This is a genomic window from Perspicuibacillus lycopersici (genome assembly GCF_025660475.1).
GTDB classification, from domain to species: domain Bacteria; phylum Bacillota; class Bacilli; order Bacillales; family Caldibacillaceae; genus Perspicuibacillus; species Perspicuibacillus lycopersici.
On sequence record NZ_JAOUSF010000001.1, the window covers coordinates 229674 to 253072 of the forward strand.

General features: G+C 37.8%; 19 protein-coding genes. 1 reads left to right on the forward strand and 18 read right to left on the reverse strand.

The genetic code is table 11. The features are described from left to right. Nucleotides 1-89: 89 nt before the first annotated feature. The 10 genes from rsmB to OEV98_RS01155 form a co-directional block, all read right to left on the reverse strand. Nucleotides 90-1436, reverse strand: coding sequence for a 16S rRNA (cytosine(967)-C(5))-methyltransferase RsmB (gene rsmB / locus OEV98_RS01110; protein ID WP_263071293.1), 1347 nt, complete (start codon nucleotides 1434-1436; stop codon nucleotides 90-92). Then, nucleotides 1423-2379 carry a methionyl-tRNA formyltransferase gene (gene fmt, locus OEV98_RS01115; RefSeq protein WP_263071294.1) on the reverse strand — a complete coding sequence of 319 codons (957 nt, stop codon included), beginning with the start codon at nucleotides 2377-2379 and terminating at the stop codon, nucleotides 1423-1425. The genes rsmB and fmt overlap by 14 nt, the downstream gene beginning before the upstream one ends. Then, nucleotides 2376-2861, reverse strand: a complete 486-nt coding sequence (gene def, locus OEV98_RS01120; RefSeq protein WP_263071295.1) for a peptide deformylase — start codon at nucleotides 2859-2861, stop codon at nucleotides 2376-2378. The genes fmt and def overlap by 4 nt, the downstream gene beginning before the upstream one ends. A 52-nt stretch (nucleotides 2862-2913) precedes the next feature. Continuing rightward, nucleotides 2914-5325, reverse strand: coding sequence for a primosomal protein N' (gene priA / locus OEV98_RS01125; protein WP_263071296.1), 2412 nt, complete (start codon nucleotides 5323-5325; stop codon nucleotides 2914-2916). Nucleotide 5326: 1 nt separating this feature from the next. Beyond that, nucleotides 5327-6535, reverse strand: a complete 1209-nt coding sequence (gene coaBC, locus OEV98_RS01130) for a bifunctional phosphopantothenoylcysteine decarboxylase/phosphopantothenate--cysteine ligase CoaBC (protein WP_263071297.1) — start codon at nucleotides 6533-6535, stop codon at nucleotides 5327-5329. A 177-nt stretch (nucleotides 6536-6712) separates the two neighbouring features. Beyond that, nucleotides 6713-6967 (reverse strand): DNA-directed RNA polymerase subunit omega, encoded by a 255-nt coding sequence (gene rpoZ, locus OEV98_RS01135; protein ID WP_263071298.1) that lies wholly within the window; start codon nucleotides 6965-6967, stop codon nucleotides 6713-6715. A gap of 3 nt (nucleotides 6968-6970) precedes the next feature. Next, nucleotides 6971-7588, reverse strand: a complete 618-nt coding sequence (gene gmk, locus OEV98_RS01140; RefSeq protein ID WP_263071299.1) for a guanylate kinase — start codon at nucleotides 7586-7588, stop codon at nucleotides 6971-6973. Between the two features lie 12 nt (nucleotides 7589-7600). Then, a complete protein-coding gene (gene remA, locus OEV98_RS01145; protein ID WP_263071934.1) occupies nucleotides 7601-7861 on the reverse strand; it encodes an extracellular matrix/biofilm regulator RemA in 261 nt (86 codons plus the stop codon). Nucleotides 7862-7913: 52 nt separating this feature from the next. Then, nucleotides 7914-8789 carry a YicC/YloC family endoribonuclease gene (locus OEV98_RS01150; RefSeq protein ID WP_263071300.1) on the reverse strand — a complete coding sequence of 292 codons (876 nt, stop codon included), beginning with the start codon at nucleotides 8787-8789 and terminating at the stop codon, nucleotides 7914-7916. A gap of 150 nt (nucleotides 8790-8939) precedes the next feature. Further along, nucleotides 8940-11615, reverse strand: coding sequence for a calcium-translocating P-type ATPase, SERCA-type (locus OEV98_RS01155; protein ID WP_263071301.1), 2676 nt, complete (start codon nucleotides 11613-11615; stop codon nucleotides 8940-8942). Nucleotides 11616-11840: 225 nt separating this feature from the next. Between OEV98_RS01155 and OEV98_RS01160 the strand changes: the two genes are divergently transcribed. Beyond that, nucleotides 11841-13562, forward strand: a complete 1722-nt coding sequence (locus tag OEV98_RS01160; protein ID WP_263071303.1) for an Rqc2 family fibronectin-binding protein — start codon at nucleotides 11841-11843, stop codon at nucleotides 13560-13562. A gap of 288 nt (nucleotides 13563-13850) precedes the next feature. Here the strand turns inward: OEV98_RS01160 and pyrE are convergent, their stop codons facing one another. The 8 genes from pyrE to OEV98_RS01200 are packed head-to-tail and all read right to left on the reverse strand — an operon-like array spanning nucleotide 13851 to nucleotide 23349. After that, a complete protein-coding gene (gene pyrE, locus OEV98_RS01165) occupies nucleotides 13851-14483 on the reverse strand; it encodes an orotate phosphoribosyltransferase (RefSeq protein WP_263071304.1) in 633 nt (210 codons plus the stop codon). Nucleotide 14484: 1 nt separating this feature from the next. Continuing rightward, a complete protein-coding gene (pyrF, locus tag OEV98_RS01170; RefSeq protein WP_263071305.1) occupies nucleotides 14485-15195 on the reverse strand; it encodes an orotidine-5'-phosphate decarboxylase in 711 nt (236 codons plus the stop codon). Beyond that, nucleotides 15167-16105, reverse strand: a complete 939-nt coding sequence (locus OEV98_RS01175) for a dihydroorotate dehydrogenase (protein WP_263071306.1) — start codon at nucleotides 16103-16105, stop codon at nucleotides 15167-15169. The genes pyrF and OEV98_RS01175 overlap by 29 nt, the downstream gene beginning before the upstream one ends. Further along, a complete protein-coding gene (locus tag OEV98_RS01180) occupies nucleotides 16102-16869 on the reverse strand; it encodes a dihydroorotate dehydrogenase electron transfer subunit (protein WP_263071307.1) in 768 nt (255 codons plus the stop codon). The genes OEV98_RS01175 and OEV98_RS01180 overlap by 4 nt, the downstream gene beginning before the upstream one ends. Then, nucleotides 16866-20078, reverse strand: a complete 3213-nt coding sequence (gene carB, locus OEV98_RS01185; RefSeq protein WP_263071308.1) for a carbamoyl-phosphate synthase large subunit — start codon at nucleotides 20076-20078, stop codon at nucleotides 16866-16868. The genes OEV98_RS01180 and carB overlap by 4 nt, the downstream gene beginning before the upstream one ends. Continuing rightward, nucleotides 20065-21162, reverse strand: a complete 1098-nt coding sequence (locus tag OEV98_RS01190) for a carbamoyl phosphate synthase small subunit (protein WP_317633779.1) — start codon at nucleotides 21160-21162, stop codon at nucleotides 20065-20067. The genes carB and OEV98_RS01190 overlap by 14 nt, the downstream gene beginning before the upstream one ends. Continuing rightward, a complete protein-coding gene (locus tag OEV98_RS01195) occupies nucleotides 21159-22448 on the reverse strand; it encodes a dihydroorotase (RefSeq protein ID WP_263071310.1) in 1290 nt (429 codons plus the stop codon). The genes OEV98_RS01190 and OEV98_RS01195 overlap by 4 nt, the downstream gene beginning before the upstream one ends. Further along, nucleotides 22432-23349, reverse strand: a complete 918-nt coding sequence (locus tag OEV98_RS01200) for an aspartate carbamoyltransferase catalytic subunit (RefSeq protein WP_263071311.1) — start codon at nucleotides 23347-23349, stop codon at nucleotides 22432-22434. The genes OEV98_RS01195 and OEV98_RS01200 overlap by 17 nt, the downstream gene beginning before the upstream one ends. Nucleotides 23350-23399 lie beyond the last annotated feature (50 nt).

Consider the following 23399-nt stretch of genomic DNA (forward strand, 5'->3'; position numbering starts at 1 on the left):
GTGTTGTTGGACATGTTGCTTAAACTTTCTTGTTTGTAGAGAATCTTTCATTCTATTGTTTACCTATAAAAGGTTGTCTTATGTTTAAATTACACTTTCTTCCGAAAGCATGCAATAAAAAATCCATCACTTTTTAAATCTTGTGGCAATATTTCGACTTGATTTCCAGAGACAAATGATCGAATGGACACAGGCATTCGCTCAACAAGTGTATCATCTGCGAAAAATTCTGGATGGCTATCAAGAAATTTTTTGGCAACACCTGCATTCTCATGACGGTCTACTGTACAAGTACTATAAACTAATATTCCACCTTTTTTTACAAGATCTGCTGCATGGGAGAGTAATTCTAATTGAATATTTGCTAATCGTTCAATATCAGCTTCACGCTTGGAATATTTAATATCAGGCTTTCGTTTCACTACTCCAAGTCCAGAACAAGGTGCATCTACTAAAATTTTATCAAAGCTTTCTTTCGGAAAATGGGTATCTACCAGTTTACTATCCATTTTTTCGGCTTTAATATTCGTTAGCTTCAGCCGCGTCGCATTTTCACGAATTAACTTGATTTTATGTTCATGTAAATCAAGTGCGATAATTTCGCCTGTATTTTTCATTTTTTCGCCAATATGTGTCGTTTTTCCACCAGGAGCAGCACAGGCATCAAGAATTTTTTCGCCTTCCTTTGGTGCTAATGCAAAGCCTACTAGCATAGAGCTTTCATCTTGGATAGTAATAAAGCCTTTTTTAAATACGTTGGATTTAACGAGATTGCCTTTTACACTCTTTATTGCATTCGGTATTGAATCACTAGCCTCTACTGCAAATCCTTCCGCTGCTAGCATCGCCATTACTTCATCCTTTGAAGTTAGCCACTCATTAATACGGGCTGTTTGCTGTGGAGCTTCTAAGTTTTCTATACACATCGCTTTCGTCCGTTCAAACCCAAACTGCTTCACCCATCGATTGACAAGCCATTGTGGGTGACTTGTTTCAATAGCAAGTCGTTCGTTCGCATCCTTAATAGTATTAAAGGACGGGAAACCAGATCTTTGAATGGATCGTAATACACCGTTTACTAAGCTACTGATTCCTTTATGTCCTCGCTTTTTCGCAATTTCAACTGCTTCATGAAAAATTGCCCGTTCAGGAATTTTTGTTAAAAATGCCATTTGGTAAACAGATAATCGTAATAATTGCCGTACCCAATTTTCTAACTTTTTTTGTTTTTTGAGAAACGGTGCGAGATAAAAATCTATCGTCATTTGTTTCTGCAATGTACCATAGGTAATTTCCGTTAACAATGCCGCATCGACAGGGGAAAATTCATTTTTTTCAATCGTATTGTTCAATAATAAATTACTGTACGCCTGCTCTCTTTCAATTGTTTCGAGTATTTCTAAGGCAGCTTCCCGAACGCGTTTATGCTTCGTCATGTTGACCCCCTAGTATTTTTCCTAAAATTCCTTCTGACTGCCCACGTAAAAATTGTTCTGCAGTCATACGTTTTTTTCCAGCGGGCTGTAACTCCATTATTTTTACTGCTGTATCGTTTCCAGTTGCTACGATAAAACCATCTTTTTCAACTGCAATAATTTCACCAGGTGATGCTTGTTTTGGCGCAGGCACTTTTTCTCCCCACCATATTTTCAATGTTGTACCATCTATCATTGTATACGCTACTGGCCAAGGGTTTAGCCCACGAATGTGGTTATAAATAGTCTCTCCGCTATTTGCCCAGTTTATTTTCTCTTGCTCGCGTTTAATATTATATGCGAAAGTAGACGCTTCATCGTTTTGCTTTATTGGTTGTAGCTCCCCACGGAGTAGCTTTGGTAAAGTATCACTCAAAAGCTTGGCACCAGCGGTACTTAGCTTATCATGTAATGTTCCAACAGTGTCTCGTTCCTCAATTGGAACTACTACTTGTGTAAGAATATCTCCAGCATCTAGTTTCTTCACCATGTACATAATCGTAATCCCGGTTTGTTGCTTTCCTTGGAGAATCGCATAGTGGATTGGGGCACCACCACGAAGCTCTGGTAATAAAGATGCATGAACATTAATGCAACCATATTTAGGGGAGGAAAGTAATCGCTCTGGTAATATTTGTCCAAAAGCAGCGGTAACAATTAAATCTGGTTGAAGTGCCAATATTTCATTTAATGATGCTTCTTCTCTAATTTTTTCTGGCTGATAGACAGGAATGCCATGTTTTTCTGCTTCTACTTTAACAGGTGGCGGGGTTAACACCCTTTTCCTTCCAACTGGGCGATCTGGCTGTGTAACGACTGCAATTACTTCATAGCCATCGGTAATAATTTGTTGTAAAATAGGTACGGAAAAATCGGGTGTTCCCATAAAAATAACTTTTGTCATTGCACATCTAACTCCTCTAGCTCTTCTAATGTATAGATTTTTTCAACCTTCGTTGTAAATAAAATTCCATGTAAATGATCGATTTCATGCTGGATAGCTCTAGCTAAATAATCCTCTGCCTCAAGTATAAAAGCCTTTCCTTGCCGATTACGTGCTTTTACTTTTACGTAATACGCTCTTGTAACATCCCCATATAGCTTTGGAATACTTAAACAGCCTTCTATATCCGTCTGCTTTCCTCGTTTCGTAATAATTTCTGGATTTATTAACTCTATTCTCCCAGATTCATCACCAATATCAACTACTGCTATTTGTTCTAAAATTCCAATCTGGGGAGCAGCTAAGCCTACACCATCATGTTTAATCATCGTTTCATACATATTGTCCAATAATGTTGCAAGCTCTAAATCAAATGTCGTGACTTTCTTACATTTTTGCTGAAGTATTTCATCCGGATGTAATACTAGTGGTAAAATTGCCAAAATAATTCCTCCTAAAACACATATTCCTCCATTATTTCCAAATTCATCAAAATCACATCATCGTGAATGGATTTAAATCAACTGTAATAGTCATCCCTTTTTTTAATTGTTCTTCATGAAAATGAGCAATTGCTTTTTGGATAACAGGAATAAGGTTTGGTTCTTTTTTATATTTAATTAAGCATTGGTAGCGATAGCGATTATTAATTCGAGCAATTGGTGAAGCTGCCGGGCCTAATACACGCGCTTGGTTTGATAAATTATGGCGTATAAATGTTGTGATTTTATCCATCACCTTAACAACTAATTGTAAATTTTCATGACTGACATTGATAAGTGCTAGATAATAATACGGTGGGTATTGCCCTACTCGTCTTATCGACATTTCCTGCTGATAAAACTGGATAAAATCATGTTCCTTCGCAAGCTGAACACTATAATGCTCAGGTGTATAGGTTTGGATAACTACTTCCCCTGGTAGCTGATGTCGTCCAGCTCTTCCACTTACCTGTGTTAATAATTGAAATGTTTTTTCTGATGCACGAAAATCAGGTATATGTAGCATCGTATCCGCCGTCAGTACACCTACTAATGTTATATTAGGAAAATCGAGACCTTTGGCAATCATTTGTGTACCTAATAAAATATCAGCTTTCCCTTCTTGGAAGGCAGTTAAAAGTTTTTCGTGTGCTCCCTTTCGACTCGTGGTGTCGACATCCATGCGAATAATTCGTGCTTCTGGTAAAATTTTACCAATTTCCTCTTCCACCTTTTGTGTACCCGTACCAAAAAAGCGAATATGTTCACTTTGACATTCTGGACAAGTTTTCGGTGCATAGCTTTCATAGCCACAATAATGACATTTTAATTGATTGGATACTTTATGGTAGGTTAAGGAAACTTCACAATGAGGACATTGAACTACTAATCCACAGTCACGGCACATGACAAAGGAGGAATACCCACGTTTATTTAAAAAGAGTACGATTTGTTCTTTTTTTTCGATTCGATCGCGCATTTTTTCTAGTAAAGCTTGTGAAAACATCGAGCGATTTCCTGTTCGTAATTCTTCCCGCATATCAACGATTTCCACTTTTGGTAGTGCGGACTGATTCATACGCTTTGCCATCGTCAACAAGGTATATACCCCTTTTTTTGCGCGAGAAAAGGATTCTAATGACGGTGTAGCACTTCCTAAAATAATCGGACATTGGTGATAGTTTCCTCTTTCAATGGCAACATCACGAGCATGGTAACGCGGGCTGTCTTCTTGCTTATAGCTTGTCTCATGTTCTTCATCAATAATGATGATGCCTAAATTTTCAAAGGGGGCAAAAATAGCAGATCTTGCTCCAACCACCACTTGTACTTCTTTTCGTTGAATTTTTCGCCATTCATCATATTTTTCACCTATCGAAAGTCCACTATGTAAAACCGCTACCTTATTACCGAAACGACCTTTAAATCGATTGACCATCTGTGGGGTTAAGGATATTTCCGGGACAAGTACGATTGCTTCTTTCCCTTTTTTAATGACTTCATCAATGGATTGTAAATATACTTCTGTTTTTCCGCTTCCTGTTACTCCATGAAGAAGAAAAACATCATTATTTACTTCTTCAATACTTTTTAAAATCGGTGAAATAACCTGTTGCTGTTCCTCGGTCAATGCTAATGCGGTTGTTCTGACAAACTGGCGATCTTGATAGGGATCGCGATATTGCTCATGCTCTTCTTTTTGTAAAAAGCCCTTCTCCACTAATGATTTTAAAGAATTTCTTGCACCGGTTACGTTTTCTTCAATGCTAGCAACTGTGTGTGGTTGAAAATACGCCAAAAAGAATTGGATGATTTGTGCTTGTTTATTGCCAAGCGTAACACTTTCCAATCGTTTTTTAAATTCCTGCTCACTGAAAGCTGGACGATAATACGTGATTTTCTTTTTATTACCTTTATTTTTCACCTCATAAATTACTTCAAACATACCATTTCGCGCTTCCCGATATAAGTAAGAGGCGCTCATTACCTCAACTGCATCTTTCCAAAGCACTCTTTCTTTCTTATCAAAGAGCAGCTGTAATTCAAAAGGTAATTGCTGTAATTCGGTATCATTGCCTAAAATTAAATACTTGTCATACTTAGCTTTTAGTGCTGGTGGCAGCATTACCTGATAGGCAGAAATTTTCATACAAAGAGTTGTTTTTGCTAAAAAATCACCAAGATGAAGAAGCTCGTCATTTAATACTGGTACTAAATCCATCGGTTCTATTAGCTCTTTTAAATTAGAAAACTCCGAGTGATTTTTCAAATCAAGGACAAATCCTTGTACTTGCCGATTACCAAACGGCACGATAACACGCATTCCTCTTTGAATAAACCCTTGCCAAACGTCAGGAATAGCATAGTCAAAAGGTCTATCCGTCTGCGTTGTTGGTACATCTACTATTACACTAGCTATTTTCATGTTACCAGCCCTTTTTCAAACATTCATTTACTTCTTTTAATAGTTCCACAGCTACACGGTGCTTTGACATCATTGGTAACGTAACTTTTTCATTATTTCTTTTAAAAATTGTGACTACATTAGTATCCGTCCCAAATCCTGCACCGGCAGTTGTTACATCATTGGCAACGATCATATCTGCATTTTTCTTTTGTAATTTCTTCTTTGCATATTCTTCGACATTATCCGTTTCCGCTGCAAATCCGACTAGAAATTGATGGGTTTTTCTTTTCCCTAATTCTGATAAAATATCATTTGTTCTTTCTAGTTTTAAAATCAGCTCTTCATCAGATTTTTTCATTTTATTTTCTAAAATCGTTGCTGGTCGATAATCGGCTACTGCTGCTGTTTTAATGACAATATCAGCTTCTTCAAAATATTGTAATGTAGCTTCAAACATTTGCGCAGCACTTTCGATTGCAACAAATTGGACATTTTTTGGCGGATCTATTGCTACTGGTCCTGAAATTAAAATTACGTTTGCCCCCAGCTTCTCGGCTTCTTCTGCGATTGCATAACCCATTTTACCAGATGAAAAATTCGTCAAATAACGAACAGGATCAATTCTTTCACGAGTCGGACCTGCTGTAATTACAATATTTTTCCCTTTTAAAATCGGCTCTACCTTTTGCTGGAAGAAGAAATCTGTAATTGCTTCTACTATTGTTTCTGGTTCCTCTAAGCGACCTTTTCCCACATATCCACATGCTAAATAGCCTTCTGATGGTTCAATAAAGGTATAACCAAATGCGCGTAATCGATCCATATTTTGCTGGACTGCAGGATGACCATACATATGTACATTCATTGCTGGAGCAACCCATACTGGTTTAGTCGTTGCGAGAAGTGTTGTAGAAATCATATTATCCGCAATTCCATTAGCAATTTTCCCGATAATATTCGCTGTTGCTGGAGCAACAACAATTAAATCTGGCCAATCTGCCAACGAAATATGTGCAATTTTATCTGATTCCTTTTCGTCAAATGTATCTATGTAAACATCATTTCTTGAAATAGCTTGAAAGGTTAATGGCGTTACAAATTTAGCTGCATTTTCCGTCATCATTACCTTCACATTTACCCCACTTTGGGTTAGTTTACTTGTTAACGCAACTGCCTTGTATGCTGCAATACCGCCTGTTACACAAAGCAGAACTTTCTTCTCAACCATATCTATCCCTCTTTTCCCATACCTTAAATACGTGAGGCATATCCTTTACAAAATAATACCATAAAAACATCTGTTTGTTATAGTAGAAAACCGTATAGTAAGACTCTTGTTATTTACTACCAAATGATAATAAAAAAAGGGCGACTAGTTGTCACCCTAAATATTATTTCAATGGAACTATTCGTTTTCTGTTTCCATTTCTTGATTAACAGCAGGTTCATCCGCATACATATCTTCGTCTACTTCTTCAGTAGCTAAGTAGCCAGCGTTAATTTCTTCTAAAGATTTCCCAACATTTTTATGTGCAACATATTTATCTAGTTTATAATCATGAATATCTTGCAATTCACGCGCTCTTTTGGAAGCAACAGTAACTAGTAAATATTTTGAATGAACTTTATTTAATAATGAATCAATGGATGGATATAACATCTTTTACTCAACCCCCAAATATTTTTTCAAGCTTTGTTCCACACGAAATCTGCGGCAATGCTCGGCAATCACAATCGCCTTGATTTTATTTACTGCATTTTCTACTTTATCATTTTCTACAACATAATCATATAAGCTCATCATTTTAAGTTCATCTTTTGCGACAGCCATACGATTACGAATTAATTCATCTGTTTCCGTACCACGGGTTTTAATACGGTTTTCTAATTCGGTTAAGCTTGGCGGAATTAAGAAGATAAACAAGCCTTCCGGAAATTTCTTACGTACTTGTTTTGCCCCTTCCACCTCTATTTCTAAAAATACATCTTTACCTTCTTCTAATGTTTGTTTCACATAATCAACAGGTGTTCCATAATAATTCCCAACATACTCCGTGTATTCTAAAAGCTCTTCATTTTTAATCATGTTTTCGAAATCTTCACGGGTTTTAAAGAAATAATCTACTCCATTCACTTCACCTTCCCGCATTTTTCGAGAAGTTGCTGAAATTGAATATTCAAAACTCACATCTGTTTGTGAAAAAATCTCTTTTCTAACGGTACCTTTTCCTACACCAGATGGTCCAGATAGAACGATTAATAATCCTTTTTCTCTTTCCATAATTCCACTAACCTACCCTTCATCATGTCCTTCATCTTTATTTCCAAGTCTTTGAGCAACCGTTTCTGGTTGTACAGCAGATAAAATGACATGATCGCTATCCATTATAACAACTGCCCTCGTTCTTCTTCCATATGTAGCATCAATTAATGTCCCACGGTCACGTGCATCTTGAATTAATCTTTTTATAGGAGCAGATTCCGGACTAACTACAGCAATGATTCGGTTTGCTGAGACAATATTGCCAAAGCCAATATTAATTAATTTCAAAATTGCTCCCCCTAATCACTAGTTTATTTTGACCGCAAAAGAAGAGATGTAAACATTATTCGATATTTTGTACTTGCTCTTTCATCTTTTCTAAAATACTTTTCATCTCTACTACTTTTTTACTTATATTAACTTCATTTGCCTTCGAACCAATGGTATTTACTTCCCGGTTCATTTCTTGAATTAAGAAATCAAATTTTCGCCCAACTGGTTCCTCTTTATGTAAGTTCAATCGAAATTGGTTGACATGACTTTTTAACCTAGTAATTTCCTCTGTAATATCCGCCCTGTCACTAAGAATAGCAACTTCCGTCACAATCCTGTCTTGATCCACTACGCCATCGGTAAATTCTATTAATTTATTCGTTAGCTTCTCTTCATATAGCTTAGATACATTTGGAGCAAGAAGGAATATCTCATCAATTTCACTTTCTAAATTAGTTAAATGGGTTAATAAATCCTTTTCTAGCTCTTTTCCTTCGGTTATGCGCATTTCTTTTAACTGAAGTATCGCCTCATCAATTGCTTGGATAATAATACTCGCAAGCTCCTCATTCTCTTCCTCTTTTTCCTCAAAGGTAACTAAGCCTTCTTTTTCGAGCAAATGAGACAGCTTAATATTATCTTGTATGTTATACCGTTCTTTGGCAGTTGCTATGAATTGATAATACTCATCTATTAATTTCCAGTCAATAAGTAATCTGCGATTTGTTAGATTTGCTCCTTCAATCGTAACAAAACAATCGATTCTTCCTCTCGTAATATTATTACGAATGACCTTCTTAATTTTCTCTTCTAGCTTCATCAAATATTGCGGTATGCGAATATGACAATCTAAAAAACGATGATTTACTGAGCGAACCTCAATAGTTACTGAGAAAGATTCCGATTCTTTTTTACTTCGTCCAAATCCAGTCATACTTACTATCATGTAATCACCCGACCCATTATCACGCTTATCATTTTCATTATGGACAAACTTTTTATCACCAAATCCTTATTCTATTCATACTTATAGCATTTACAAAAAAAGAAAGGTAATGGATTTCTCCTAATTACCTTTCGTATTATAACATAGTTTCTATTTTTTTCTTACAAAAAATGACCCTGCCAATAAAAATGTTGGTAAAGATGCCATCGCAACAATTAATAACCAATCAAATGGAATAATCGGAATCGTATCAAAAATTGGCTGGAATGGTGGGAAATAAATGACAACTAACATCAATACGATACTTGATAACACTGCCCCTACTAAATAAGGATTACCAAATGGATTTCTCGAAAAAATCGAATGCTCACTGCGGCAATCAAATACATGGATTAATTGTGCCAATACTAATGTTGCAAAGGCCACTGTTTGTGCGTATGCCAACTGATCCGGATGTTGATGATACGTTACGATAAATGCAATTAATGTTGCCGCTCCAATTAGAAATCCACGAGAAATTACTTTCCAACCAAGACCTCTAGCAAATACACCTTCTTTCGGATGTCTTGGTTTACGTTTCATCACATCCCCTTCTGGTTGATCTAATCCTAATGCCATCGCAGGTAGCCCGTCTGTCACTAAATTTACCCATAATATTTGAATTGGAATAAGTGGTAATGGAAGCGCAAGTATCATCGCAAATAACATTACTAAAATTTCTCCAACATTTGATGCTAATAAATACCGAACAAACTTACGAATATTTTCATATATATTTCGACCCTCTTGAATGGCAGATTTAATCGTTGCAAAATTATCATCTAATAGCACAAGTGCTGATGATTCCTTGGCAACATCTGTACCTGTAATTCCCATTGCAATCCCAATGTCTGCCGCCTTGATTGCTGGTGCATCATTTACACCATCACCAGTCATCGCTACAATATGGCCTTTATTTTGTAATGCCTTTACTATTTTTAGTTTATGCTCTGGTGATACACGTGCAAACACGTTGACATCTTCTACTACTTCCTCTAACGCTTCGACCGTCATGGATTGTAATGCTGCCCCATCTAAAACTAAGCTATTTGGCTGTAATATTCCTAGCTGTTTACCAATTGCTTTCGCTGTTATTACATGGTCTCCAGTAATCATTACGGTTTTAATACCTGCATTTTTACATTCTAAAATGGCGTCTTTTACTTCTGGCCGCGGCGGATCAATCATCCCCTGTAAACCAATAAAGGTTAATTCCTTTTCAACCTCTGCTTCATGAAGCATTCGGCCTTTTGTATGTATCGGTTTATAGGCAATTGCGATCGTACGTAATGCTTGTTCTGCAAGTGAATCTACCGCTGTTTGTAGCGTCTTCCTCCAAGGTAAATTAACATATTGTTTTACCCCATCAGATAAAACGGATTCACTTAAACCGATTAATACATCCGGAGCACCTTTTGTGATTGCAAAGCGTTCCCCTTTACGGTTTTCAACAATGATACTCATCATTTTTCTTGTGGAATCAAAAGGAAACTCTTGAATAATTTTGAATTCGTTTAGCAATTTTACTTTATTATAGCCTGCTTTCATCCCTGCAACGAGTAATGCCCCTTCGGTAGGGTCTCCATCGATTCGGAAATGCTGCTTATCTTGTATTAGCTCCGCATGATTACAAAGCATACCAAATTGTAATAGCATTTTTAACTGCTCATTTTGATCTGGTTGAATTTTTTTCTCATTTCTATAAAAGGACCCAACTGGTTCATAGCCTTGTCCTGATACATGATATTGCTGGTTGCTTGTCCAGAGATGTGTAACCGTCATTTTATTTTGCGTCAATGTACCGGTTTTGTCAGAGCAAATAACAGATGCACAGCCTAGTGTTTCGACCGCAGGAAGCTTTCGGACAATTGCATTTTTCTTAATCATTCGTTGAACACCTAAAGATAAGCCGACCGTTACAATTGCAGGCAGCCCTTCTGGAATTGCTGCAACTGCAAGGGAAACTCCCGATAAAAACATCGTATATAAATCGTTTCCTTGAATGACACCTACGATAACTACTAGTAATGTTAATAAAAGAGCAACGACTATTAAAATTTTCCCTAATTGCTCCAATCGTCTTTGCAATGGAGTCATCAATGTTTCTGTCGATTGTAGCATATCCGCAATTTGACCCATTGCAGTTTTCATTCCGGTACCAATAACGATACCTTTTCCGCTGCCTCGAGTTACCATTGTCCCCATGAAGGCCATATTCGTCATATCTCCTATCCCGATGTTGCCTTCGTGAATTGGGGAGATATCCTTACTAGTTGGGACAGACTCTCCAGTTAGTGCTGATTCTTCAATTTCTAAGCTACTTACTTCGAGAAGCCTTACATCCGCACTAATACGATCTCCGCTTGCAAAGCGAATGAGGTCACCGGGTACAAGCTCCTTCGAAGGAATTTTCACCCATTTCCCATCACGGAATACATTAGCGTTAGGTGCAGATAATTCTTTTAAAGCATCAAGTGACTTTTCCGCTTTTCTTTCTTGAAAAAATCCTAATAAACCATTTAAAAAGACAATGGCCATAATTGCAATTGCATCAACATACTCCCCTAGTAATCCAGAGATAAGCGTTGCTCCTAATAATACTAGGACCATGAAATCTTTAAATTGACTAAAAAATAAAAGCAATGCTGATTGCTTTTCTTCTGCTTCCAATTCATTCCACCCAAATTGTTCCCTACGTTTTTTTACTTCTGATGAAGATAATCCTGCTTGTAAGTCTGTTTGAATGGCTTTTGCAATTTCTTGTGGTTGCATCTCATGAAATTTCATTGCTACCTTTCACTCCCCCTTAATTCTCAAGAGTTGTCCATCTCTTACTAAAGATTATTCAGCTAGTAAGAAAAAAATGCTATACTTGAGAAGATTCAATGGTAAACTTATGCTGATTGCTATAGTTTTTTTCAATTTGTAGACTACTTTTGTATTACGACCAAAATTTATTTGCCAAATAGATCAATAGAAAGTAAGCTATTTTAAATAGTAGAGGTGTTTGAAATGTCGTTTGACGGTTTATTTACATATGCAATGACCAAGGAATTACGGGAGCTTTTAATTGGCGGGCGAATTTTAAAAATTCATCAGCCTTTTATTAATGAAGTAATTTTGACGATTCGCTCAGCTGGGAAAAATCATAAATTACTTTTATCAGCACATCCATCTTATGCACGTGCCCAAATTACAAATGAATCATACGAAAATCCGAAAGAACCACCGATGTTTTGCATGCTTCTCCGTAAGCATATGGAAGGACATTTTATTGAAGATATTTATCAAAAGGATTTCGATCGAATTATTGTAATTAAGATTAAAGGAAGAAATGAGATTGGTGACATTGCTTATAAGCAGCTCATTATTGAAGTAATGGGAAGACATAGCAATGTAATTTTAGTCGACGAAGCAAGAGGTGTGATTCTTGATAGCATTAAGCATGTATCCTATGCAGTCAACCGCCATCGGGCGATATTACCAGGACACAACTATGTTTGGCCACCTGAACAAAATAAACAAAATCCAATAGAAGCGACAAATGATGATGTGTTGCGAAAAATAGATTTTAATAGTGGAAAAATTGATAATCAATTAGTAAATCAATTTGCCGGGATATCCCCACTCTTTGCCCGTGAAGTATTGAATAAAGCCGGCATTGCCAATCGCCTCACTGTTCCGAAGGCGTTTATTGAGTTAGTAAAGCAAGTACATTCCAATCAAATCACGCCGACATTAATGAAGAGCAAGCAAAAAGAATATTTTTATTTATTTCCATTAACCCATATCCAAGGGGAAGCACGCAGCTTTCCGACATTAAGCGAACTGCTCGATCATTATTATTTTGGGAAGGCAGATCGTGATCGTGTAAAACAAATTGGTGGCGATATTGAAAAATTCATTCACAATGAATTAGAAAAAGTAGAGAAGAAAATTGAAAAATTAAAAGAAACGATGCTTGAAGCTGAAAATAGTTCCATTTATCAGCTATATGGTGAATTATTAACAGCAAATTTATATGCCGTTAAAAAAGGCATGAAAGAAATTTCGGTACTTAATTATTATGATGAAGATAATAAGGAAGTCGTCATTGAATTAAATCCGAATAAAACACCTTCCGAAAATGCACAAGCATATTTTACAAAATACCAGAAGAGTAAAAATGCGCTTATTGCTGTTCAAGAGCAAATTGTAAAGGCAGAAGAAGAACGTATATATTTTGAAGGCTTGCTTCAACAAATGGAAACTGCTGCACCTAAAGATATAGAGGAAATAAAAGAAGAGCTTCAAGAAGAAGGCTACATTCGTATGAAGCAGAAAAAGACCGCTCGGAAATCGCAGAGGCAAGTACCAACAATTGAAAAATATTATGCTTCTAATGGTACCTTGATCCTTGTTGGAAAAAACAATAAGCAAAATGACTATTTAACCACAAAGCTAGCTCGAAGAGAAGAAATTTGGCTCCATACAAAGGATATTCCTGGCTCTCATGTCGTTATTCAGCATAATGAACCATCAGTAGAAACGATTAAGGAAGCGGCAGAAATCGCAGCCTACTATAGCAAGGCAAGAGATTCTAGCTCTGTTCCAGTGGATTATACAAAGGTAAAATATGTTCGCAAGCCAAGTGGAGCAAAACCGGGATTTGTTATTTATGATCATCAACAAACGGTGTATGTAACCCCGTCTGTCGAAAGAATAACCGTATTAAAAAATGCTCCGGAAAAATAATCCGGTTAATACTGTTCCACACTTGTTTTACGTTAAAAACATCCACAGAATTTTTCTGTGGATGTTTCAGAGTGTAGACAAACTCGAAAATTTTCGAGTTTGTCTACACTCTTTTGTCTTTTTTAAATACTATTATGTAAATAGTGTAGGTTTTTCGCGAGCGTAGGGCGACGAGGAAGCTCACCGCCAGCCCCTCGCAAAGCAATTGGCCGGAGTGGATATCAACGAAATTTAAACGTAATTCCATCCAAAAGTCACAAAAAACAGCGAGAGGCGTCTCTCCATTCCTTATTTTTTAATCGCACCCCACTCTTTCGGATTTTCCTTCCAGGAAAGAATATAATCCACTGCTTGCTGTGAAATAAAGCCTTTATCTTTCGCTACCTCAATTAAGCTGGAAAAATTACTTAAAGAATAATAAGGTATTCCACTCTCTGCGAATGGCTGCTTTGCTTCTGCTAATTCATAGGTGAAAATGGAGACAATTCCTAGAACGATACAGCCTTCGTCTTGTAAAGCCTTTGCTGCATCAATTGCACTCTTTCCAGTAGAAATGAGATCTTCTACAATGACTACACGGTTGCCAGCTTCTGCTTTTCCTTCAATTCGCTTACCCTTACCATGTCCTTTTGCACTTGAGCGAACATAGCACATAGGCAAATCCAAATAATCACTTACCCATGCAGCGTGGGGAATACCAGCAGTTGCCGTTCCCGCAACAACATCCACTTCTGAAAAGTTTGTTTCAATCAATCTAGCTAGCCCGTTGGCAATTTCCTTCCGCAAGGCAGGATAGCCAAGAGTTATGCGATTATCACAATAAATTGGCGAAATAATTCCAGAGGACCAAGTATATGGTTGCTCTGGACTCAGGGAAACTGCATTAATTTCCAATAATTTTTCTGCAAGTAATCGTTCCATATTAATTCAACTCCCATTGGCTTTTTATTATTTCATATGCATACACTGGATCCGTTTGTTGTGTAATGGAGCGTCCTACTACAATTCCTGTAGCACCTAATTTTCTCGCAGCAAATGGTGTTGCAATCCGATTTTGATCATCTGCTGCTTCATTTTCTAAGCGAATTCCTGGCGTAATAATTAGAAATGGTTCTTTTATATAATTTTTAATTGCAGATGCCTCCTGTACGGAGCTCACTACCCCATCAAGTCCTGATTTTTTTGCTAGCATTGCATAATGCAAAACTGATTGTTCTAATGTTGATAAAATTAATTGATCATTTTGCATCTGTTTTTCTGACGTACTTGTTAGCTGTGTAACGGCAATACATTTTGTCCGTTTGCCTCCTGCAGACATTCCAGCTTCCAGTCCCTCAATTGCTGCTTCCATCATTTGCGTTCCGCCAGCAGCATGAACATTTACTAAATCGACGCCTAGCTTTGCAATTCCCTTCATTGCAGACTTCACCGTATTCGGAATATCGTGCAGCTTTAAATCAAGGAATATTTGATGCCCCATCTCTTTTAAATGGGTAATGATTGCTGGACCTTCTTGATAAAATAATTCCATCCCTACTTTTACATATAATTTTTTCTTACCAAATTTTCGTAAAAACATTTGAGTTTCTTCCCATGATGGGAAATCAAGCGCGATAATTACTGGTTGCTCCAAGTTTCCAACTCCTTCCAATGCAGTCACTTATATGATTAATATTTAGTTGCTCTAAAAGTTCATCCAATTGCCCAATGATATTCGGACATGCAAATGGATCTGTAAAATTCGCCGTACCAATAGCGACTGCACTGGCCCCAGCATAGAAGAATTCTAGCGCATCCTCTGCAGATTGAATTCCACCCATTCCGATGATTGGAATATTTACTCGTTGACTAACCTCATATACCATCCGTAGTGCAATAGGCTTAATTGCAGGACCTGAGAGGCCGCCAGTTATGTTTGCGATAATAGGTCGGCCGGTTTTCACATCTAAACGTAGTCCTGTTAAAGTATTTATTAAGGTTATTCCATCAGCACCACCAGCTTCGACAGCCTTTGCTATTTCACAAATATCTGTTACATTTGGAGATAATTTTACATACACAGGAACCTCGGATACTTCCTTCGCTCTTGCTGTGACCTCTTTAGCAATCTCTGGAATAGTTCCAAACGCAATACCTCCATGCTTTACATTTGGACATGAAATATTTAGCTCTAATGCGTGAACATTTTTTGCTTTCGAAAGTATCTTTGCTACCTCGACATATTCCTCAATGGTTGAGCCAGCGACATTGGCAATGATTGGAACATCAAATTGCTCAAGCCATGGGAGCTCTTCATGAAATACCTTTTCTACTCCCGGATTTTGTAGACCAATCGCATTTAACATGCCACTAGATGTTTCAGCGACCCTAGGAGTCGGATTGCCAAAACGGGAAAAAATAGTGGTTGCTTTGACCATCATTGCCCCTAAAATGCTTAAATCATATAATTTCGCAAATTCTCTGCCAAAACCAAAGCACCCAGATGCTGGCATTATTGGATTTTTCAAATCAAGACCGGGCAAGGATATATTTAATCGACTCATAGCACAACCTCCCCTGCCCGAAATACTGGACCATCACTACATATTTTTTTATAGCCATCTCCACAAGTTGTTGGCCGCACACAAGCAAAACACGCTCCGATTCCACACGCCATTCGCTCTTCAAGCGATAAATACACTTCTTTATCTGGAAATTTTTGTTCTAATGCTTTAAGCATCGGTGTTGGTCCACATGCATATAAACAATCAAAGGTTAACTTTTCCGCTTCAATTACATCGGTAACAAAGCCTTGCATCCCTTTTGAACCATCCACCGTCGCAATATAGGTCATTCCTAATCTAGAAAATTCATTTTCTAAAAAACTTACATTTGCAGACTGAAAACCAAGGACATGGATAACACGAATTCCTAGACTTGTTAGCTGTCGAGACAACTCATACAATGGTGGTACTCCGATTCCGCCTCCAACTAACAGCGCGGTTTTCCCTTTATGCTGAGTGATTGGAAAGCCATTACCTAACGGGCCTAAAATACTAACTAATTCTCCTGGGTGCTTTTTCGAAAGCAAAGAGGTTCCTTTTCCATCTGCTCGGTAAATGAGTGAGAGAATATTTTCTTCATGATTGATTTTTGCAATACTTATCGGTCTCCGAAGCAACGGCTCTATACCTTCTGCTACCTTAACATGGACAAATTGACCAGGCTGCTTAATTTGCGAAACGAGATCCCCTTGGATTTGTAGATGGAAAATATTGGTTGCTATCTCTTTCTGTTCCGTTATCTTCATTTCTTCTAATTGAATCAAACCTCTATCAGCTCCTTCACTTTTTGTAACGGCTGCATTGCCTCCGTTGAAAAAACAAGTGATTCTAGCACTTGAAGTAAGGCTTTGGCAGTATCAAGTGAAGTGAGGCATGGGACAGAATTTTCTACTGACTCCCTACGAATCCGGAATCCATCTCTTGCAATTTGTTTCCCTTTCGTTAATGTATTGATAACAAGCTGTGCCTGCCCATTTCTTATAATTTGCAATAAATTATTCGGACTATCAATGCCGATTTTGTCGATTGCCTCAACGGGTATTGCTTTATCTATTAAATAACGAGCCGTCCCTTCTGTTGCTAAAATCCGATAACCAATTTGGTGGAAGCGTTCTGCAATTTTACTCGCTTCTTCTTTATCCTTATCTGCTACTGTTAAAATTACTGCTCCGTGTGTCGCAATATTCATTCCAGAAGCAACCAAGCCTTTATAAAGAGCTTTCTCTAATGTCCTATCCTTCCCCATTACCTCACCAGTAGATTTCATTTCTGGTCCTAATGTGATGTCAACACTTCGTAGCTTAGCAAAGGAGAATACAGGCACCTTGACATATACACCTGCTTTTTCAGGAATTACCCCTGTTTCGTAGCCAAGATTTTTCAACGTATCACCTAAAATTACCTTCATTGCAATTTTTGCCATTGGTACGTTCGTAATTTTACTGATGAATGGTACGGTTCGGCTAGATCTTGGATTAACCTCTAGCACAAATACTTCCTCATCACATACAACATATTGAATGTTTAAAAGACCAACGATATTTAACGATTTAGCTAGTTTAATAGTATAATCGACAATTTTATCTTTCACCGTAAGGGAGAGACTTTGTGTCGGGTAAACGGCAATCGAATCTCCAGAATGCACACCGGCACGCTCAATATGCTCCATGATGCCAGGTATCAAAACGTCAACCCCATCAGAGATTGCATCTACTTCAATTTCTTTTCCAACTAAGTAGCGATCAATTAAAACCGGTTGATCAGGATTAACATTTACAGCATTTTGCATGTAATAAAGCAGCTCTTCTTCATGGTAAACTATTTCCATTGCTCTCCCACCTAGTACATAGGATGGTCGAACTAACACAGGGTAACCAATCTGTTTCGCAATTCGGATTGCTTCTTCTATGCTTAATGCTGTTTTTCCTAGTGGCTGTGGAATATGGATTGCTTCTAATGTTTCTTCGAATTTTTGACGGTTTTCTGCACGGTCGACATCCGCTAATGATGTGCCAATAATTTCTACTCCTCTCTCAACAAGCATGGAAGCTAAATTAATGGCTGTCTGTCCACCAAATTGTACAACTACTCCTTTTGGCTGCTCGATTTCAATCACATGCATGACATCTTCGATAGTTAATGGCTCAAAATAAAGTTTATCGGAAATACTGAAATCTGTTGAAACAGTTTCCGGATTGTTATTTATAATAATTGCCTCATATCCAGCTTCTTTAATCGCCCATACGGAATGTACTGTTGCATAATCAAATTCTACCCCTTGACCAATTCGGATTGGACCAGATCCTAACACAAGAATACTTTCTTTTTCCGTTTTAATTGACTCATTTTCTTCTTCATATGTTCCATAATAATATGGCGTAGAGGCTTCAAATTCAGCCGCACATGTATCCACCGTTTTATAAACTGGCATGATGCCATTTGTTTTCCTTATTTCATACACATTACTCTCATTTATTCCCCAAAGCTTTGCAATCGTTTTATCGGAAAATCCTTTTTTCTTTGCTGTTTTCAACAACTCTACATTATCTTTATTGCTACGTAGCTCGTTTTCTAGCTTGATAATATTTGCCATTTTATATAGGAAAAAAAGATCAATGGCACTCCAATCGTGAATTTTCTCGATTGTTACACCACGACGGAGTGCTTCTCCGATGTAAAAGAGACGTTCATCACCCGCTTTACGAATTCTTTTTTCTAATAGCTTATCATCCACCTGCTCTGGATTGTTTAGTTCGATATGGTAAACATTCGCTTCTAATGAACGGATAGCTTTAAGTAATGATTCCTCGAACGTTCTACCAATTGCCATCACTTCTCCTGTAGCTTTCATTTGCGTACCTAGTGTCCGCTTTGCAGATTCAAATTTATCGAATGGCCAGCGTGGTATTTTCGTTACAATATAATCGAGGGTAGGCTCGAACATTGCATACGTTTTTCCGGTTACTGGATTCATCATCTCATCCAATGTAAGTCCAACTGCAATTTTCGCTGCAAGCTTTGCAATCGGATAACCGGTAGCCTTTGATGCTAGTGCTGAGGAACGACTGACACGTGGGTTTACTTCAATAATATAGTATTGAAAACTATTGGGATCCAATGCGATTTGTACATTACAGCCACCTTCAATTTCCAGTGCACGAATAATTTTTAGTGACACATTCCGTAGCAATTGATATTCGCGATCAGATAATGTTTGACTCGGTGCCACAACAATAGAATCCCCAGTATGAATTCCTACCGGATCAATATTTTCCATGTTACAAACAACAATCGCCTGATCGTTTGAATCGCGCATTACTTCATATTCAATTTCCTTATATCCTGCAATACTTTGCTCTAATAATATTTGGTGGACTGGACTATTTTTTAAACCACTTTGAACGATATCGATTAAGTCCTGATCATTTTCACAAATTCCCCCGCCTGTTCCACCTAGTGTAAAGGCAGGGCGTACGATGACTGGAAAGCCAATATTTTCAACAAATGATTTCGCTTCCTCCAAGCTATGAACAATGGCACTTTCAGGTACTGGTTCACCAATTTCGTTCATTAAGTTTCTAAATAACTCACGATCTTCCGCTTTTTCGATAGAGGAAAGCTTTGTTCCTAAAATTTCCACATTATATTGCTGTAAAATTCCGGAATTTGCTAATTGAACTGCTAAATTTAATCCTGTTTGACCACCTAGCGTTGGTAATAGAGCATCCGGTCTTTCCTTGCGAATGATTCTACTTACAAATTCAAGTGTTAATGGTTCGATATAGACAACATCTGCGATTTCTGTATCGGTCATAATGGTAGCAGGATTAGAGTTAACTAATATTACGCGATATCCTTCTTCTTTTAAAGCTAGACATGCTTGTGTACCTGCATAATCAAATTCTGCAGCCTGCCCTATAACAATTGGACCTGAACCTATTACTAAAATGGTTTGAATATCAGTGCGTTTCATTGATGTATGCCCCTTCCTGATTAGTATTCATCATTTCGATAAACTGATCAAATAAATAATTCGCATCTTCTGGTCCAGGGGAGCTTTCTGGGTGATATTGAACCGAAAAAGCTAGATGCTCTTTATGTTTTAGACCTTCTACTGTTCCATCATTAATCGCTATATGGGTTACGAAAAGCGGTGTATTTCTTACCGATTCATGTTCGACTGCATACCCATGATTTTGTGAAGTTAATACTACTTTACCTGTGGCCAAATCTTTAACCGGATGATTCGCACCACGATGGCCAAATTTCAATTTTGATGTATTGGCACCACATGCTAATGCTAATAACTGGTGTCCTAAACATATTCCGAAAATTGGCACCTTACCGATTAATTCCTTAACCGTTTGAATTGCTACAGGAATATCCTTTGGATCCCCTGGTCCATTGGAAAGCATTACACCATCTGGATGCAAATTTAACACTTCCTCAGCTGTGGTCGTATGTGGTGCAACAATAACTGTACATTTCCGATTTTTTAGTTCCCGTAAAATGCCATGCTTCATACCATAATCAATTAATACTACACGATGTCCTCTTCCTGGACTTGGATATAATTGTTTTGTAGACACAGTTTCCACAAGCTCTGTGGAGATTGGCTGATTTTGTAATTGTTCAATGACCTTTGCAACATCTACCTCCATTCCGCATAATGCACCTTTCAATGTTCCGTAGCGTCGAATAATTCTCGTCAGTTTTCTAGTATCTACTCCCGATATTCCGGGAATTTTTTTGCTTTTACAATAGTCATCAATTGTAAATTGACTGCGAAAATTGGAAGGATAATCACATGCTTCCTTTACAATAAGTCCTTTTACTGCAGGCTGAAAGGTTTCAAAATCTTCATGATTCACTCCATAATTTCCAATTAACGGATAGGTAAAGGTAACTATTTGGCCAGCAAAAGATGGATCTGTTAAAATTTCTTGATATCCTGTCATTCCAGTATGAAAAACAACCTCACCAATAGATGTTTCTTCTGATCCAAAACCTTCTCCTACAAATACTGTTCCATCTGCTAATATGAGCTGTCTTCTCATTGCTGTACACTCTCCTTCTCCCATACTATTTCCCCATTTACGATGGTTTGTACTGGCCACCCTTTACAATTCCAGTTTGTAAACGGAGTGTTCTTCCCTTTCGATGCAAACTTTGCAGGATCGATTGTTGCCTCATGTTTTAAGTCAACGAGTACGATATCTGCATGCTCGCCTTCTGCTAGCTTTCCAAATGGCAGTTGGAAAGCATTTGCTGGCTTAATAGTCATAAAGTCTACAAGCTCTTTTAATGTAAGAATCTCCTTTTCTACTAAATTTGTATATAAAAGCGGAAATGCTGTTTCAAGACCGACAATGCCAAACGGTGCACTACGCATTCCTTTTTGTTTGTCTTCCTCTGTATGTGGTGCATGATCTGTTGCAATAAAGTCAATTGTGCCATCCATTAGTCCTGCTAACAATGCCGCCTTATCTTCCTTGCTACGAAGAGGTGGATTCATTTTGAAATTTGCGTCATCTCCTGGTATATCATCTTCACATAATAAAAGATGATGTGGGGATACTTCTGCAGTTACTTTGATACCCGCTCGCTTCGCATCCCGAACGACTCGTACCGACTCCTTTGTACTAATATGGCAAACATGGTAATGGCAATTAGCAGCCTCTGCTAATAATATGTCTCTCGCTATTTGGACGGATTCTGCTATGGAAGGGATCCCAGGAATATTCAATTCTTTATCGATTTTTCCTTCATGAACTGCACCGGAGTAAATTAATGAGTTATCTTCACAATGGGCGACAATTGCTTTATTAATATTTGCTGCTTCCTTCATTGCCTCATACATAACTCCGGCGGCTTGAACTCCTACACCATCGTCAGAGAAAGCAAATGCATTAGCCTCCGCAAGTGCAGGAAAATCGACTAACTCTGTACCACGTTGCCCTTTCGTTATCGTTGCATACGGAAGAACTCTTACCTTCGCTGTTTCTTTTATTCGTTTATGTAACCATTCCAGCTGCTCCTTAGTGTCCGGAACTGGTTTTGTATTTGGCATTGATGCAATTGTCGTAAAACCACCTTTTGCAGCTGCTAGTGTGCCAGTAGCAATTGTTTCTTTCTGCTCTCCTCCGGGCTCCCGCAAATGCACATGTAAGTCAACGAAGCCTGGAGAAACTAGTAAGCCAGCTGCTTCAATTACCTTTTCACTACCTGTTGCTTGAATATTGCTAGCAATTTTTTTTATTATGCCTTCTTCCAGATAAAGATCGCATACTTCCAATTCTCCTGCTTGATTAAGTAACGAACCATTTTTAATCAATAATGACATATTCCATCTCCCTTTCCATTGGCGTTTGTAATGCTCGTTTTAATACAGCCATACGAACATATACACCATTTTCCATTTGCTTAAAAATCCGGGATCTCCCACATTCCACTAAAGCGGAGGCAATTTCCACATTGCGATTAACTGGTGCAGGATGCATAATGATGCTATCTGGTTTCATACTTTTTTCGCGAGCAATCGTTAAGCCATATTGCTCGTGATATTGTTGCTTCGTTAATTGCAAATGCTCTTGATGCCGTTCATGTTGAATTCTTAATAACATTACAACATCAGCAGTTTGAATTGCTTCATCAATTGGTAAATAGCTTCCATTCGCAATTATTTGCCTATCAAACCATTCTGGCGGACCAGAGAAACAAACGTTCGCACCAAGTCGCATCAACGCTTCTGAATTGGAACGAGCAACTCGACTATGAAGAATATCTCCAATAATTGCAATGTTTAAATCCGTAAAGCTACCAAACTCTTGGTGGATTGTTAATAGATCAAGTAAACACTGTGTCGGATGATGCCCACATCCATCACCGCCATTTATAATAGGAATGTTAATATTCGATAATTCATCAAAATAACGATCCTTTTCATGACGAATAACAACGGCAGAAAGTCCAATCGATTGTAATGTTTTAACGGTGTCATATAGAGTCTCACCCTTTAATACACTAGATGTATTTGCCTCAAAAGGGATTACTTGTAGTCCTAGCTTTCGTTCCGCCATTTCGAAACTACTTTTAGTTCGTGTGCTAGGTTCAAAAAACAAGTTTGCAATAAAGGCTGATTGATTAGGCGCCCAACCTTCATCTTTCGAAAAGTTATTCGCATCAGCCAATATTTTCTTTATCTCCTCAGCCGATAAATCTCCCATTGTTAACAGATTACCCATCCTTTTAATCCCTCCAAGTATTTCATTTACTTAAAAAGTATACTAATATG

Excerpts from the sequence above, each read along its gene's own strand:
- rpoZ (WP_263071298.1), bottom strand. The coding sequence starts at position 6,967 with ATGTTATATCCATCCATTGATTCATTATTAAATAAAGTTCATTCAAAA.
- priA (WP_263071296.1), bottom strand. The coding sequence starts at position 5,325 with ATGAAAATAGCTAGTGTAATAGTAGATGTACCAACAACGCAGACGGAT.
- OEV98_RS01190 (WP_317633779.1), bottom strand. The coding sequence starts at position 21,162 with ATGAGAAGACAGCTCATATTAGCAGATGGAACAGTATTTGTAGGAGAA.
- fmt (WP_263071294.1), bottom strand. The coding sequence starts at position 2,379 with ATGACAAAAGTTATTTTTATGGGAACACCCGATTTTTCCGTACCTATT.
- OEV98_RS01175 (WP_263071306.1), bottom strand. The coding sequence starts at position 16,105 with ATGAGTCGATTAAATATATCCTTGCCCGGTCTTGATTTGAAAAATCCA.
- OEV98_RS01160 (WP_263071303.1), top strand. The coding sequence starts at position 11,841 with ATGTCGTTTGACGGTTTATTTACATATGCAATGACCAAGGAATTACGG.
- coaBC (WP_263071297.1), bottom strand. The coding sequence starts at position 6,535 with ATGGTTGAGAAGAAAGTTCTGCTTTGTGTAACAGGCGGTATTGCAGCA.
- OEV98_RS01200 (WP_263071311.1), bottom strand. The coding sequence starts at position 23,349 with ATGGGTAATCTGTTAACAATGGGAGATTTATCGGCTGAGGAGATAAAG.
- OEV98_RS01150 (WP_263071300.1), bottom strand. The coding sequence starts at position 8,789 with ATGATAGTAAGTATGACTGGATTTGGACGAAGTAAAAAAGAATCGGAA.
- OEV98_RS01195 (WP_263071310.1), bottom strand. The coding sequence starts at position 22,448 with ATGTCATTATTGATTAAAAATGGTTCGTTACTTAATCAAGCAGGAGAA.
- gmk (WP_263071299.1), bottom strand. The coding sequence starts at position 7,588 with ATGGAAAGAGAAAAAGGATTATTAATCGTTCTATCTGGACCATCTGGT.
- OEV98_RS01155 (WP_263071301.1), bottom strand. The coding sequence starts at position 11,615 with ATGAAATTTCATGAGATGCAACCACAAGAAATTGCAAAAGCCATTCAA.
- carB (WP_263071308.1), bottom strand. The coding sequence starts at position 20,078 with ATGAAACGCACTGATATTCAAACCATTTTAGTAATAGGTTCAGGTCCA.
- pyrE (WP_263071304.1), bottom strand. The coding sequence starts at position 14,483 with ATGGAACGATTACTTGCAGAAAAATTATTGGAAATTAATGCAGTTTCC.
- rsmB (WP_263071293.1), bottom strand. The coding sequence starts at position 1,436 with ATGACGAAGCATAAACGCGTTCGGGAAGCTGCCTTAGAAATACTCGAA.